Origin of the sequence: Stenotrophomonas sp. HMSC10F07 (assembly GCF_001807895.1) — a bacterium.
Taxonomy (GTDB): Bacteria; Pseudomonadota; Gammaproteobacteria; order Xanthomonadales; family Xanthomonadaceae; genus Stenotrophomonas; species Stenotrophomonas sepilia.
Genome location: NZ_KV791447.1, coordinates 1 through 13343, shown reverse-complemented (window position 1 = coordinate 13343; position 13343 = coordinate 1). Strand labels below are relative to the sequence as shown.

At 67.0% G+C, this 13343-nt stretch carries 14 protein-coding genes; 9 read left to right on the top strand and 5 right to left on the bottom strand.

Annotated elements, in window-relative coordinates; translation table 11 throughout:
• Window positions 1–113: 113 nt before the first annotated feature.
• Together HMPREF3114_RS18695 and HMPREF3114_RS18690 are read right to left on the bottom strand one after the other, a co-directional pair.
• The gene (locus HMPREF3114_RS18695; RefSeq protein ID WP_065185384.1) at window positions 114–938 is read right to left on the bottom strand and encodes a helix-turn-helix transcriptional regulator; all 825 of its coding nucleotides are present in this window, start codon (window positions 936–938) and stop codon (window positions 114–116) included.
• A complete protein-coding gene (locus HMPREF3114_RS18690) occupies window positions 935–1639 on the bottom strand; it encodes a VIT1/CCC1 transporter family protein (protein ID WP_070490380.1) in 705 nt (234 codons plus the stop codon). Before HMPREF3114_RS18690 ends, HMPREF3114_RS18695 begins: the two co-directional genes overlap by 4 nt.
• Before the next feature lie 152 nt (window positions 1640–1791).
• Between HMPREF3114_RS18690 and HMPREF3114_RS18685 the strand changes: the two genes are divergently transcribed.
• On the top strand, window positions 1792–3156 hold the full coding sequence (locus HMPREF3114_RS18685; RefSeq protein WP_053500586.1) for a glutamate--cysteine ligase: 1365 nt from the start codon (window positions 1792–1794) through the stop codon (window positions 3154–3156).
• 88 nt (window positions 3157–3244) lie between these two features.
• Here the strand turns inward: HMPREF3114_RS18685 and HMPREF3114_RS18680 are convergent, their stop codons facing one another.
• Complete coding sequence (locus tag HMPREF3114_RS18680; RefSeq protein ID WP_053500585.1) at window positions 3245–4303, bottom strand: NAD(P)-dependent alcohol dehydrogenase; 1059 nt, start codon at window positions 4301–4303, stop codon at window positions 3245–3247.
• Window positions 4304–4410: 107 nt separating this feature from the next.
• Between HMPREF3114_RS18680 and HMPREF3114_RS18675 the strand changes: the two genes are divergently transcribed.
• Complete coding sequence (locus HMPREF3114_RS18675) at window positions 4411–5295, top strand: LysR family transcriptional regulator (RefSeq protein ID WP_053500583.1); 885 nt, start codon at window positions 4411–4413, stop codon at window positions 5293–5295.
• Window positions 5296–5421: 126 nt separating this feature from the next.
• On the opposite strand, the gene HMPREF3114_RS18670 is transcribed toward HMPREF3114_RS18675, so the two are convergent.
• Entirely contained in the window at window positions 5422–5838 is a 417-nt protein-coding gene (locus HMPREF3114_RS18670; RefSeq protein ID WP_053500596.1) for a VOC family protein, read from the bottom strand.
• 114 nt (window positions 5839–5952) lie between these two features.
• On the opposite strand from HMPREF3114_RS18670, the gene HMPREF3114_RS18665 reads away from it, so the two are divergent.
• Window positions 5953–6630 carry an SMI1/KNR4 family protein gene (locus HMPREF3114_RS18665; RefSeq protein WP_053500581.1) on the top strand — a complete coding sequence of 226 codons (678 nt, stop codon included), beginning with the start codon at window positions 5953–5955 and terminating at the stop codon, window positions 6628–6630.
• Between the two features lie 49 nt (window positions 6631–6679).
• Here the strand turns inward: HMPREF3114_RS18665 and HMPREF3114_RS18660 are convergent, their stop codons facing one another.
• Complete coding sequence (locus HMPREF3114_RS18660) at window positions 6680–7783, bottom strand: alkene reductase (RefSeq protein ID WP_070490382.1); 1104 nt, start codon at window positions 7781–7783, stop codon at window positions 6680–6682.
• Between the two features lie 129 nt (window positions 7784–7912).
• On the opposite strand from HMPREF3114_RS18660, the gene HMPREF3114_RS18655 reads away from it, so the two are divergent.
• The 6 genes from HMPREF3114_RS18655 to HMPREF3114_RS18630 all read left to right on the top strand — a co-directional run bounded on the left by HMPREF3114_RS18655 (window position 7913) and on the right by HMPREF3114_RS18630 (window position 13171).
• The gene (locus tag HMPREF3114_RS18655) at window positions 7913–8818 is read left to right on the top strand and encodes a LysR family transcriptional regulator (RefSeq protein WP_070490377.1); all 906 of its coding nucleotides are present in this window, start codon (window positions 7913–7915) and stop codon (window positions 8816–8818) included.
• 70 nt (window positions 8819–8888) lie between these two features.
• On the top strand, window positions 8889–9164 hold the full coding sequence (gene frmR, locus HMPREF3114_RS18650; protein WP_005411009.1) for a formaldehyde-responsive transcriptional repressor FrmR: 276 nt from the start codon (window positions 8889–8891) through the stop codon (window positions 9162–9164).
• 58 nt (window positions 9165–9222) lie between these two features.
• Entirely contained in the window at window positions 9223–10332 is a 1110-nt protein-coding gene (locus HMPREF3114_RS18645; RefSeq protein WP_053500575.1) for an S-(hydroxymethyl)glutathione dehydrogenase/class III alcohol dehydrogenase, read from the top strand.
• A gap of 8 nt (window positions 10333–10340) precedes the next feature.
• Entirely contained in the window at window positions 10341–10685 is a 345-nt protein-coding gene (locus HMPREF3114_RS18640) for a YqcC family protein (RefSeq protein ID WP_070490375.1), read from the top strand.
• A gap of 22 nt (window positions 10686–10707) precedes the next feature.
• Window positions 10708–11538, top strand: coding sequence for an S-formylglutathione hydrolase (fghA, locus tag HMPREF3114_RS18635; RefSeq protein WP_005419242.1), 831 nt, complete (start codon window positions 10708–10710; stop codon window positions 11536–11538).
• Between the two features lie 187 nt (window positions 11539–11725).
• Window positions 11726–13171, top strand: a complete 1446-nt coding sequence (locus HMPREF3114_RS18630; protein ID WP_070490373.1) for a GGDEF domain-containing protein — start codon at window positions 11726–11728, stop codon at window positions 13169–13171.
• The last annotated feature ends 172 nt before the right edge of the window (window positions 13172–13343 follow it).

The window sequence follows — 13343 nt, the reverse complement described above, 5'->3', positions numbered from 1 at the left end:
CACCCACACCGCCCCGCCATCCCACGGATAGCCGCTGTTGCTGTTGCTTTGGCTGTTGCTTCGGCTCTTGCACTTGCTTTGGCGGGTGCAGGGCGCAGCCCTGCCGACCCCCCTCAAATGTCTGTGGGAGCCAGCCCGTACTGCTCGGCAAAGCGCTTGCTGAAACTGGCCGCAGAGCGGTAGCCCGCGCGTGCGGCCACGGTCTTCAGCGGCAGGTCGGTGGTGTAGAGCAGCTGCATGCCATGCGCCAGCCGGGCCTCGGTGAGCAGCTGGCGCAGGCTGGTGTCCTCGGCGGCGAGCCGACGGCGCAGGGTCGCGCCGCTCAGCGCGAACAGCGCTTCCACATCGCGCGATTGCCAGTCGCGAGCGGGTTCGGCGGCGATGCGGTCGCGGATCTGTTCGCCCAGGCTCGGCGCCTGCGGCAGCAGCAGGTTGCCGTGGCCCTGCCGGCACAGGGTCAGTACCAACGAGGCCAGGGCCAGCCGCGCTTCGCTGTAACGGCCGTCCTGCAGCGATTGCCGCCACTGGCGCAGCACCGCGCCATGATCGATCAACGGCAGCCGCGCCATCGCATGACCGGCGGCGGGAAGCTCCCCGCTCCACAGCGTGCGTGCGGCCGCCAGCACTTCGGCACACAGCGGCACGATGGCGCTGAGGTAGCGGCCACTGCGTGGGTCGGGGGTGTTGACCACATCGATGCGGCAGCGCTGGGTCAGCAGCAGGATGTCGCCGGGCATGAACTCCAGCGACTGGTGCGCGGTACGCACCTGCTTGCGTCCTTCCAGCAGGATCGCGAACTGTGGTTGTGGAATCTCCACCGAGCTGGCGCCATGTTCGCGCCGAGCGGTGATGCACGCATAACCTTCGGCGCGTGCGCAGCCGGCCAGGCTGGCCATCTCGGCCAGCAGTGCGGTGGCCGGTGGCAGCATGGCGGTCATGACACGTGGGCACCGAACAGGCGACCGACGCCGGCCGCCGCGGCCATCGCCAATGCGCCCCAGAACATCACCCGGATCGCGCCGCGAACCGGCGGTGCGCCGCCGGCCCTGGCCGCCACTGCGCCGGTCAGGCACAGGCCGAGCAGGGTACTGGCCGTGGTCATCAGTGCGACCCTGTCGGCCGGCGCGAGCAGGGCGGTCAGCACCGGCAGCGCCGCGCCGCAGGTGAACGCACCGGCCGAGGCCAGCGCTGCCTGCAGCGGGCGGGCGCGCAGGGTATCGGTGATGCCCAGTTCGTCGCGGGCGTGGGCACCCAGCGCATCATGGGCGGTGAGCTGTTCGGCCACCTGCCGTGCCAGCGCAGGCTCCAGGCCGCGGTGGCGGTAGATCGCGGCCAGCTCCTCCAGCTCGCTGTGCGGATTTTCGCGCAGCTCGCGCTTTTCCATTGCCAGGTCTGCGTCCTCGGTGTCGGCCTGGGTCTGTACCGAGACGTACTCGCCGGCGGCCATCGACATCGCGCCGGCCACGGTGCCGGCCACGCCGGTGGCGAGGATGGTGGTAGCGGAGGCGCCGCCGGCGGCCACGCCGACCACCAGGCCGGCCACCGAGACGATGCCATCATTGGCGCCCAGCACGGCGGCACGCAGCCAGCCGACGCGCTCGGAGCGGTGCAGTTCGGGATGTCGTGAATGGCGGCTCATGTCGTTGAGTGTACGAGGGTCAAGAGGGCGTCGGTAGGATGCTGAAACCCGTCACCGTCGCATGACGCAACGGGGTGCCACGCTATAGTGCGCCCTTGCGATGGAAGGCCCCGGGCCCCACATCCCCTGCCACTGTCCAGCGAGCCACCCCCTTGTCGAGCCCCAGCCACGTCGCCGATACCCCCATTACCGACCGCTCGCAGCTGGTGGAGGTGATCGCCTCCGGCGAGAAACCCCGTGCGCAGTGGCGCATTGGTACCGAGCACGAGAAGTTCGGATTCCGCCTGGATGACCTGCGGCCGCCGACCTTCGAGGGCGAGCGTGGCATCGAAGCGCTGCTCAACGGCCTGGTCCGCTTCGGCTGGGAGCCGGTGCAGGAGAACGGCAACACCATCGCCCTGCTGCGCGATGGGGCCTCGGTGACGCTGGAGCCGGCCGGTCAGCTGGAACTGTCCGGCGCGGCGCTGGAGACCATCCACCAGACCTGCGTGGAGACCGGCACCCACCTCAACGAAGTGGCGCAGGTGGCCGGCGAACTGCAGTTGGGTTTCCTCGGCATGGGCTTTCAGCCGAAGTGGAAGCGCGATGAAATGCCGTGGATGCCGAAGGGCCGCTACAAGATCATGCGCGCGTACATGCCCAAGGTCGGTTCGCTGGGCCTGGACATGATGACCCGCACCTGCACGGTGCAGGTGAACCTGGACTACGCCACCGAGGCGGACATGGTGAAGAAGTTCCGCGTGTCGCTGGCGCTGCAGCCGATCGCCACCGCGCTGTTTGCCGATTCGCCGTTCACCGAAGGCAAGCCGAACGGCTACCTGAGCTATCGCTCGCACATCTGGACCGACACCGACGTCGATCGCACCGGCATGCTCGACTTCGTGTTCGAGGACGGCTTCGGTTACGAGCGCTATGTCGATTACCTGCTCGACGTGCCGATGTATTTCTCCTACCGCGATGGCATCTACCACGATGCCAGCGGGCAGAGCTTCCGTGATTTCATGCAGGCCAGGCTGCCGGTGCTGCCGGGCGCGCTGCCGACGCTGCGCGACTGGTCGGACCACATGACCACCGCGTTCCCGGAAGTGCGCCTGAAGAAGTACCTGGAAATGCGCGGCGCTGATGGTGGCCCGTGGAGCCGCCTGTGTGCGCTGCCGGCGTTCTGGGTGGGCCTGCTGTACGACGACACTGCGCTGGATGCTGCCTGGGACCTGGTGCGTGACTTCACCCTGGCCGAGCGCCATGCGCTGCGTGACGGCGTGCCGAAGCATGCAATGAACCTGCCGTTCCGCAACGGCACCGTGCGTGACCTGGCCCGGGAAGCGGTCAGGATTTCCGTGGAAGGCCTCAAGCGCCGTGCGGCGCGCAATGCCGACGGCCAGGACGAAAGCAAGTTCCTGGACGTGCTGCAGGAGATTGTCGAATCCGGCCTGACCCCGGCCGAGCGCAAGCTGGCGCTGTTCCATGGCCGCTGGCATGGTGACGTCGATCCGGTGTTCCGCGAGTTCGCGTATTGATGATGTTGGGTGGGTGCCGACCTTGGTCGGCACGCGATGAAAAAACCCCGGCATTGCCGGGGTTTTTCATTTCCAGATCCGTCCTGGTTCAGGCCGCGTTCTTCAACGTCGCCATGTCGATCACGAAGCGGTAGCGCACATCGTTCTTCGCCATGCGCTCCCAGGCTTCGTTGACGTTCCTGATGTCGATCATCTCGACGTCGCTGACGATGCCGTGCTCGGCGCAGAAGTCCATCATTTCCTGGGTTTCGGCCATGCCACCGATCGCCGAGCCGGTCAGGTGCTTGCGGCCGAAGATCACGCTGCCGCCGGTCAGCGGCGGGTCCAGTTCGGTCAGCACGCCCACCAGGCACATGGTGGCCTCGCGCTTGAGCAGGCCCATGTACGGGTTGGTGTCATGGCCAACCGGGATGGTGTTGAGCAGGAAGTCGAAGCTGCCGGCGTGCGCCTTCATCTGCGCGGCATCGCGCGAGACCAGCACCTCATCGGCGCCCAGGCGCTTGGCGTCGGCGCCCTTTTCCGGGGTGGTGGTGATCATCACCACGTGCGCGCCGAGTGCCTTGGCGAACTTCACGCCCATGTGGCCGAGGCCACCGAGGCCGATCACGCCGACCTTCTGGCCCGGGCCGACCTTCCAATGGCGCAGCGGCGACCACGTGGTAATGCCGGCGCACAGCAGCGGTGCGGCCGCCTTCAGGTCGAGGGTATCGGAGACCTTCACCACGAAGCGCTGCTCTACCACCACGTGGTCGGAATAGCCGCCGTAGGTCGGCGCGCCGCTTTCGCGTTCACGGCCGTTGTAGGTCCAGGTCGCGCCCTCGGCGCAGTACTGCTCCAGGTCGTGCTCGCAGGCATCGCAGTGGCGGCAGGAGTCGACCATGCAGCCGACGCCGGCGTGGTCGCCGACCTTGAAGCGGGTGACGTTGCTGCCGACCTCGGTCACGCGGCCGATGATCTCGTGGCCCGGCACCATCGGGTAGATCGAGCCACCCCAGTCATCGCGGGCCTGGTGCAGGTCGGAATGGCAGATGCCGCTGTAGAGGATCTCGATGCGCACATCGTCGGGACCGACCGCACGGCGTTCGAACTCATAGGGGACCAGCGGAGCGGTATGGGAATGGGCGGCGTAACCACGGGCGAGGGACATGGGGAATCCTTGGCAGGGTTTATCGAAAGGCGCTTTACAATACGCCGCGTTCCCAACGGCAAGAAGCATGGATATCGGCATGATTCATCAAGTAAAACTGCACAATCATGGCCACTGACAACCTTTCCCACCTGGCCGCGTTCGCGGCGGTTGCCCGCCACCGCAGCTTCCGCCGCGCCGGCGCCGAGCTGGCGCTGTCGACCTCGGCGGTGAGCTATGCGATCCGCGCGCTGGAAGAACGACTGGGCGTGGGCCTGTTCCACCGCACCACGCGCAGCGTGGCCCTGACCGAGGCCGGGCAGCGCCTGCTGGAGCGCCTGCAGCCGGCGCTGGGGCAGGTGCATGACGCGCTGGAAGAAATGAACCACTTCCGTGCCGCCCCGGCCGGCCTGCTGCGCATCAACGCCACCCGGGCGGCGGTGGCGACCCAGCTGCGGCCTCGGCTGGCGCGCTTCCTGCACGCTCACCCCGATGTACGCGTCGAGCTGACCGAAAATGATGGGCTGGTCGATATCGTCGCCGAGGGCTACGACGCGGGCGTGCGCCTGCACGAATTCGTGCCCGAGGACATGGTGGCGGTGCCGATGGGGCCGCCTCTGCGTGGGCTGATCGTCGGCTCGCCGGACTACCTGCGGCGACACCCGGCGCCGCAGCATCCGCGCGACCTGGCCGCGCATGAATGCATCCGCTTCCGCTTTGCCAGCGGGCATCTGTACAAATGGCAGTTCGAGCGTAGCGGGCAAGCGCTGGAGATCGACGTGCCGGGCCGGCTGACGTTGAGCGAGCAGGGCACCGTGGTTGGTGCAGTGCTTGATGGCATCGGCCTGGCCTACGTGCTGGAAGACACCGCGCGGCCGTATATCGGATCGGGGCAGATGGTGGCGGTACTGGAAGACTGGAGCGAGCCGTTCGCCGGGTTCGCGCTGTACTACCCGAAGCAGCGGCAGATGCCCGGAGCGCTGCGCGCGTTCGTCGACATGCTGCGGGAGTGACGTGCGGTGGTTCGCATCCACGCCGTGCGTGGATCTACTGCCGAACGACAACCTCCACGCGTTGCTTGAAGCGGATCAGTAGATCCGCGCCATGCGTGGATTGGCGCCCGCAATGCAGACGGCAATTCACTCGACCAGCGCGTCGTAGCCTTCGCCACTGAACTGGATCAGGCAGAAGCCGTGCCCGAACGGATCGGCCAGCACGGCGATACGGCCCCAGCGGCGCTCGCGCACCGGTTGCTCGAGCATCGCCCCGGCCGCGACCGCACGCATCAACGCGGCATCGATGTCTTCCACCACCCAGTCCAGGTGCAGCGGGGTCCAGTGGCGCTCGTAGTCACGCACATCGCCGTCTTCGGTGGCGGCGCTGCCAGCCTCGTTCTGCAGCAGGTAGAGCGGTGTTGGCCCACCAAGCAGTTCCACCGCGCCGGTACCGAGCCGACGACCGATGCGCAACCCGAACGCGGCCAGGTAGAACGCTTCGGCCGCGGCCAGGTCGGGCACGTCGATGTTGACGATGAAGTTGCGGGCAGTGGCGTTCATGGCAATGATTTCCAGCATCCGTTGGTTGCAGTCTAGTCCCGCCACCTGCTGCTGCCGGTTCATCTCCTGCGCGGATTCGGGCAAGCTGGGCGGCCTCCATCGACAAGGACATCCATGAGCGCGCTATCCGACATCGAACAGGCCACCGGCCAGGCCTTCCCGCCCCTGTTCAAGCAGTTGCATGCAGCGGGTCGGTTGAGCTGGGGCACTCCCCATCCGGATTGGTCTGAGGTGGTGTTCCCGACGCTGCAGGCGGATCCACCGGTGTTGCTATACGCCCAGGATTACGAGCCGTTGGAACACGACGAGCTGCTGGAGGCGTGGCAGGAGCTGACCGCCGAGGATCACTACAATCCCCTGCGCACTGACCTGCAACTGCTGCCCTTTGCGCGGACCGGCGCGGGTGACAGCTACTGCTTCTGGAGCAACGCGCCCGGTTCTGGCGAACCACCTGTGGTGATGGTGTGGCATGACGACGACCGTGCCGATGTGCTGGCCGCCAGCTACCAGGATTTCCTGTTCCGCAAGATGGTCGAAGCAGTTGCTGACTACCAGCGGCCGTATACGCTGCTGTCGCATGGCGAGCTGGCCGGCAATCTGCAGCGCTGGCTGCAGTCCCACCAGTCCTTCCTTCGCGGGGACCAGTACGCGGCGTTGCAGCAGCTGTTTGCCCGCGTTGACGATATTGAAGAAGGAAACATCAGCGAAGACGACGCACAGGCCATCGTCGTTGAAGTGATCGGCTTCGAGCGGTTGGACGAGTCGTTCGCTTACGTGCGCGAGGAGGCTTGAACCAAGGGTCGGAGCCCCACCTGTGGCGGGGATCCGACCCTGTGCGGGATCAGCCTGCGGCCGGGTAATCGAGGTAGCCTGCCTCGCCGCCCCCGTAATAGGTGCTGCGGTCCGGCGTGGCCAGCGCGACGTTGCGCTGCAGGCGCTCGACCAGATCCGGGTTGGCGATGAACGGCTGGCCGAACGCGGCCAGGTCGATGGTGCCCGCTTCGGCCAGCTGCAGGGCGCGTTCGCGGGTCATGCCACCTGCCAGGATGACGGTGCCGCCGTAGGCCTGCTTGAACTGCCGCAGGAACACCTCGCCCAGTACCGACTGGCCCGCCTGCAGGTTGTCGTTGAGATGCACATAGGCCAGGCCGCGCTTGCCCAGTTCCTCGGCCAGGTACAGGTAGGTGGCCTCGTTGTCGGGGTAGAACGGCATGTCGAAGGTGAGGTTGTTCGGCGCCAGGCGCACGCCGATGCGCTGCGCACCGATGCGCTGGGCCATCGCATCGACGGTCTCCAGGATCAAGCGCGCACGATTGGGCAGCGAGCCGCCATGGCGGTCCTCGCGCTGGTTGATGAGCGGGTTGAGGAACTGTTCGAACAGGTAGCCGTTGGCGGCATGCAGTTCGATGCCATCGAAACCGGCGGCGATGGCGTTGTCGGCGCCGCGCGCGAAGTCGTCGACGATGCCGGGGATTTCGTCGGTGGCCAGCGTACGTGCCGGGGTGGGATCTGCGTGGCCGCGGCTGCCGTCTTCCAGATAGACGAACGAGGTGTTCTTCGGTGCGCTGGCCACCGGGCGCGTGCCGGCGCTGACCGGTTGCCCACCATCGGGCTGCAGCGAGGAATGCGACATGCGGCCCACGTGCCAGAGCTGGGCAAAGATCGTGCCCTGAGCGGCATGCACCGCCTCGGTGACGAGCTTCCACCCGGCGACCTGCTCGGCCGACCAGATACCCGGCACGTCGATGTAACCCTGGCCCTGCGGCGAGACCGGGGTGCCTTCACTGATGATCAGGCCGGCGCTGGCGCGCTGCCGGTAGTACTGCGCGGTGAGTTCATTGGCCACCGCGCCGGGGTTGCGGGCACGGGTCATCGGGGCCATCACGATGCGGTTGCGCAGGGCGGTGCCTGCCAGATCGAAGGGGCGGAACAGGGCGGCGGTCATGTCGGTCATCTCGGTGCGGGGGGAGGCGCCAGCGGCGCGATGCACACAGGATGGAGTTGACATGCAGGCGCATAAAGCGCTTCGATCTCCCTAGATGCGGGACGATTTGTCCCCAATGGAGCGCGATAGATGCTGCCGCTGGAATCATTGAATGGCCTGGTCACGTTCGTTACCACGGCCCGCTCAGGCAGCTTCACCGAGGCTGCCGACGCGCTGGGCATCTCGCGCTCGGCGGTGGGCAAGGCCATCGCCCGGCTGGAAGCGCGGCTGGGCGTGCGCCTGTTCCACCGCACCACGCGGCGCATCGCGCTGACCACCGACGGCGAAGCGTACTACGCATCGTGTGCGGCGGCGCTGGAAGAAATCTCCGCCGCCGAGGCCTGCCTGGGGTCGGCCGGCCTGCCCAGCGGACGGCTGCGCATCGACATGCCATCCTCGTTCGGGCGCCTGGTGGTGCTGCCGGTGCTGCTGCGCCTGTGCCGGCAATACCCGGACCTGCAACTGACGATGACCTTCACCGATCACTTCGTCGATCCGGTCGAAGAGGGCATCGACCTGCTGATCCGCTTCGGCGGATTGCACCAGGCCGAACATCTGGTCGCGCGCCGGCTGGGTCGCCAACGACTGGTCACCTGCGCATCGCCGGAGTACCTGCGGGCGCATGGCGTGCCGGGCAGCGTGGAGGAACTGTCGCAGCACCGCAGCATCGTTGGTTTCCGCCACGGCCAGCCGGTGGCGTGGCGGATCGGCAGGGACGATGCCGAGGGAACGTTCATCCCGAATGCGACCTACCAGCTCAACGATGGTGACGCGGTGATCGATGCGGCCATCGCTGGGCTGGGCATCTGCCAGATGCCCATTTCACTGGTGCGCCGTCATCTGGATTCCGGCGCGCTGCAATCGGTGCTGGATGCGCACATGCAGCGGCATATCGACATCCATGCGCTGTGGCCACCGACCCGCCACCTGCGGCCGAAGGTGCGCTACGTGGTGGATGAGCTGGCGCGGTTGGCGGGTGAGGGATTGTTCGACTGAGCTGGCCACGATTGAGTTCCTGCTGGCTGCTTGTATACTATCCCCCAGTATAGTTCCTGGGTGGTTCGCCATGCCGCACTCCCCCGAAGAGAAGAAGAAGGTCCTGGCCCGCGTGCGCCGCATCCGCGGCCAGTGCGATGCGCTTGACCGCGCGCTGGAAGCCGGCGCCGACTGCGGGCCAGTGCTGCAGCAGATCGCCGCCATCCGTGGCGCGGTCAACGGCCTGATGTCCGAGGTGATGGAGGCCCATCTGCGCGAGGAATTCGGCCAGCCCGCTGCCTCCGACGAGCAACGCGCCGAACGCGTGCGCGACATGAGCGCGTTGATCCGCTCGTACCTGAAATAAACGACGGCGCAACATGGCGCCGCCCATCCTGTCATTGCCTGTCCCTGGAGAAGCCATCATGAAGTCCCGTGCCGCCGTCGCCTTTGGTCCCGGCCAGCCGCTGCAGATCGTCGAGATCGACGTCGCCCCGCCGAAGAAGGGCGAAGTGCTGGTGAAGATCACCCATACCGGTGTCTGCCACACCGATGCGTTCACCCTGTCCGGCGATGACCCGGAAGGCCTGTTCCCGGTGGTGCTGGGCCATGAAGGCGCCGGCATCGTGGTGGAAGTGGGCGAGGGCGTGACCAGCGTCAAGCCGGGCGACCACGTGATTCCGCTGTATACCGCCGAGTGCGGCGAGTGCCTGTTCTGCAAGAGCGGCAAGACCAACCTGTGCGTATCGGTGCGTGCCACCCAGGGCAAGGGCGTGATGCCCGACGGCACCAGCCGCTTCAGCTACAACGGCGAGCCGCTGTACCACTACATGGGCTGCTCGACCTTCAGTGAGTACACCGTCGTTGCCGAAGTCTCGCTGGCGAAGATCAACCCGGACGCCAACCCGGAACACGTCTGCCTGCTCGGCTGCGGTGTCACCACCGGCATCGGCGCGGTGCACAACACCGCCAAGGTGCAGGAAGGTGACAGCGTGGCGGTGTTCGGCTTGGGTGGCATCGGCCTGGCGGTGATCCAGGGTGCGCGCCAGGCCAAGGCCGGCCGCATCATCGCGGTGGACACCAATCCGTCCAAGTTCGAACTGGCGCGCGAATTCGGCGCCACCGACTGCATCAACCCGAAGGACTTCGACAAGCCGATCCAGCAGGTCATCGTTGAAATGACCACCTGGGGCGTGGACCACAGCTTCGAGTGCATCGGCAACGTCAACGTGATGCGTGCGGCGCTGGAATGCGCGCACCGTGGCTGGGGCCAGAGCGTGGTGATCGGCGTGGCCGGTGCCGGGCAGGAGATCTCCACCCGCCCGTTCCAGCTGGTGACCGGCCGCAAGTGGATGGGCACTGCCTTCGGTGGCGTGAAGGGCCGCAGCCAGCTGCCAGGCATGGTCGAGGACGCGATGAAGGGCGACATCGAACTGGCCCCGTTCGTCACCCACACCATGGGCCTGGACAAGATCAACGATGCCTTCGACCTGATGCATGAAGGCAAGTCGATCCGTTCGGTGGTCCATTACTGAGCCGCAGCGTGGGCTGGTTCGATGCCTTGCGCAGGCCGTGTGCGGAAGATCCGCGCGCGGCCCTGGTTGATCCGATCGAGCAGGCGTTGCGCGTGCTGGGTTGGGTCGAAGGCGTCGTGGGTCCGCCGCGCGCAGTGGACTCACCCTTCGGCATTGGTGAAATGCCGTTCGAGCACTGGCTGGCGCAGGTGTTCCTGCCGCGCCTGCACGAAGCCCGCGCCGATGGCCAATGGCCACCGCGCAGTGACGTGGCGGTCGCGGCGTACCGCAACCTGGACGGCCAGCCTGGTGTCGAACCGCTGCTGCGCCTGCTGTCGCAGCTGGATGAGTTGATCAACACACGTGACGGCTGACGCCGGCACGCAGGAGAGTTCCATGGAACGTATTGAACACCGCGCCTGTTTCGGCGGTTGGCAGGATGTTTACCGCCATCGTTCGACCACGCTGGGCTGCGACATGCAGTTCGCCGTGTACCTGCCGCCGCAGGCGGAAACGCAGAAGCTGCCGGTGCTGTATTGGCTGAGCGGGCTGACCTGCACCGAGCAGAATTTCATCACCAAGGCCGGTGCGCAGCGCTATGCAGCCGAGCACGGCGTAATCATCGTCGCGCCGGATACCAGCCCGCGCGGTGATGACGTGGCCGATGCCGAGGGCTATGACCTGGGCAAGGGGGCGGGGTTCTACCTCAACGCCACCCGTGCACCGTGGGCGAAGCACTACCGCATGCATGACTATGTGGCGCAGGAACTGCCGGCGCTGATCGAGGCGAACTTCCCGGTCACCGGCGCGCGTGGCATCAGCGGCCACTCGATGGGTGGCCATGGTGCGCTGGTGATCGCGCTGCGCAACCCGGGGCGCTACCGCAGTGTGTCGGCGTTCTCGCCGATCGTCGCGCCCAGCCACGTACCGTGGGGGCAGAAGGCGTTCACGGCTTATCTGGGTGACAACCCAGCCGACTGGGCGCAGTGGGACGCGTGTGCGTTGCTGGCGACGGCCAGCGAGCGCCTGCCGTTGCTGGTCGACCAGGGCGAGGCGGACGAGTTCCTGCAGACCCAGCTGCAGCCGCAGCGCCTGCAGGAGGCCTGCGCCGCAGCCGGCCATCCGCTGACCCTGCGCCTGCAGCCGGGCTACGACCACAGCTACTATTTCATCGCCAGCTTCATCGGCGAGCACGTCGCCCACCACGCTCGCGCCCTGCACGCCTGAGGGCTTTCCGGTAGTGCCGGCCGCTGGCCGGCAATCCCAGGGGAACACAGGGCTGCGGGTTGCCGGCCAGCGGCCGGCACTACCGTGGCGGTGCACGCAGACTGTCGTTTTGCCGCAATGGATCACGCCGCCGTGGCGCGCCGGCGCGTTATGGTGCGCCCATACGGCTTTGTGGATCGGGGGATGCATGCCGGTAGTGCTGGCGCTGCTGTATGTGCTGTGCCATGGCCTGGTGCTGACCCTGTGGCCGGGCCCCGCCGGGGCGGGATCGTTCGTGTTCCTGACCGGTGCTCCCTTGCTGGCGGCGACCGCCTGCCTGTGGCGGGCGCGCCGCGACAAGGCGGCGCTCGGCTGGCGCGCCACGGCAGCGGCGCTGCTGCTGTGGGCCGGCGGCATGGCCTTCAACATGATCGACGCGCTGGGGGCTGGGCGTGCAGACATCACCCCTCGCGCCAGCCTGTTCCTGTATGTGCTCTACGGCGTCCCCCTTGTGTTCATCCTGGCCCGCGCGCGACGCGAGCGGCTGAGCATCAGCTTGATCGATGCGGCCATGGCGGCACTGATGGGCATGCTGTTCTTCGTGCATGCGCAGTCCTTTGCTGACCGGGTCGAGAGTGACCCGCTGGCGTTGTCGAACATGCAGCGCATGTTCGACATCCAGAACCTGTGCATTGCCGGCTTTGCGGTGGTGCGCTGGCTGGCCGGCGACATCCCCGAGCGGCGCAGCTTCTTCCGGGTGCTGGCGCTGTACGCATTGGTCTATCTGCTGGTCGCCTACTACATCAACCATTACACCTCGGAAGACGCTTTCGGCGCCTACAACGATCTGCTGATCGATCTGCCGTTCCTGCTGCTGACGCTGCTGGCGCTGAGCCAGGCACCCGTACCGGTCTTCGTGCCGCATCCTCGGATGGCGCGCACGGTACAGGCGGCGGGTCCGATGATCCTGCCGTTGCTGCTGCTGGTGGTCGGCACCCTGGTGGTCGACCACGCGCGGCCTCTGGCAGTCACCGGCTTCGTGGTGGCGACGCTGGGCTTCGGCCTGCGCAGCATCCTGTTGCAGGTGGACCTGATGGAACGGCAGGCCTCACTGGACAAGCTGGCGCGGCAGGATGGCCTGACCGGGGTGGCCAACCGCCGCGAGTTCGACGCGTTGCTGTTGGCTGAGTGGAACCGCGCACGACGCAGTGGCACCGAGCTGGGCTTGCTGCTGCTGGATATCGATCACTTCAAGGCCTTCAACGATCGTCATGGCCATCCTGCCGGAGATCGCTGCCTGCAGGCCGTGGCCGCAGTCCTGAAGGCCAATGCCGGCCGCGCCGGTGACAGCGTCGCACGCTATGGCGGCGAGGAATTTGCGGTGATCGTGCCCGGGAGTGCCTTGTCGGGCGTGCTGGCGCTGGCCGAACGCCTGCGCGGGGCGGTGGAAGCGCTGCCGTTGCCGGAAGGATCGGTCAGTATCAGCATCGGCGTGGGCTACCTGCATCCGCCGGCCCTGGCCAGTGCCGATCAGTTGCTGGCGGACGCCGATGCCGGCCTGTACGCCGCCAAGCGTGCAGGCCGCAACCAGGTGGTCCTGCATGCGCACGTGCTGGACGACGAAGGCAGCGCGCACGGCAGGATGGACTGCTGAGCGCGACCAGCCCGTGGCGTGCTGACGGCGTGGTGTCGTCAAACCGCCTGATCGTGTGCTCCCAGGCCAATCCAGTTCGCCGCTGGTCGTACAGAACCAGCCTGCTGGGCGTACCGCCCGTCCAGGGACATCGCGCTGGGTAGTGCCGGCCGCTGGCCGGCATCTCCTCGGT

Excerpts from the sequence above, each read along its gene's own strand:
- HMPREF3114_RS18655 (WP_070490377.1), top strand. The coding sequence starts at position 7,913 with ATGCTGCCGCTGGAATCATTGAATGGCCTGGTCACGTTCGTTACCACG.
- frmR (WP_005411009.1), top strand. The coding sequence starts at position 8,889 with ATGCCGCACTCCCCCGAAGAGAAGAAGAAGGTCCTGGCCCGCGTGCGC.
- HMPREF3114_RS18645 (WP_053500575.1), top strand. The coding sequence starts at position 9,223 with ATGAAGTCCCGTGCCGCCGTCGCCTTTGGTCCCGGCCAGCCGCTGCAG.
- HMPREF3114_RS18630 (WP_070490373.1), top strand. The coding sequence starts at position 11,726 with ATGCCGGTAGTGCTGGCGCTGCTGTATGTGCTGTGCCATGGCCTGGTG.
- HMPREF3114_RS18695 (WP_065185384.1), bottom strand. The coding sequence starts at position 938 with ATGACCGCCATGCTGCCACCGGCCACCGCACTGCTGGCCGAGATGGCC.
- HMPREF3114_RS18670 (WP_053500596.1), bottom strand. The coding sequence starts at position 5,838 with ATGAACGCCACTGCCCGCAACTTCATCGTCAACATCGACGTGCCCGAC.
- HMPREF3114_RS18665 (WP_053500581.1), top strand. The coding sequence starts at position 5,953 with ATGAGCGCGCTATCCGACATCGAACAGGCCACCGGCCAGGCCTTCCCG.
- HMPREF3114_RS18675 (WP_053500583.1), top strand. The coding sequence starts at position 4,411 with ATGGCCACTGACAACCTTTCCCACCTGGCCGCGTTCGCGGCGGTTGCC.
- HMPREF3114_RS18680 (WP_053500585.1), bottom strand. The coding sequence starts at position 4,303 with ATGTCCCTCGCCCGTGGTTACGCCGCCCATTCCCATACCGCTCCGCTG.
- HMPREF3114_RS18660 (WP_070490382.1), bottom strand. The coding sequence starts at position 7,783 with ATGACCGCCGCCCTGTTCCGCCCCTTCGATCTGGCAGGCACCGCCCTG.
- HMPREF3114_RS18690 (WP_070490380.1), bottom strand. The coding sequence starts at position 1,639 with ATGAGCCGCCATTCACGACATCCCGAACTGCACCGCTCCGAGCGCGTC.
- fghA (WP_005419242.1), top strand. The coding sequence starts at position 10,708 with ATGGAACGTATTGAACACCGCGCCTGTTTCGGCGGTTGGCAGGATGTT.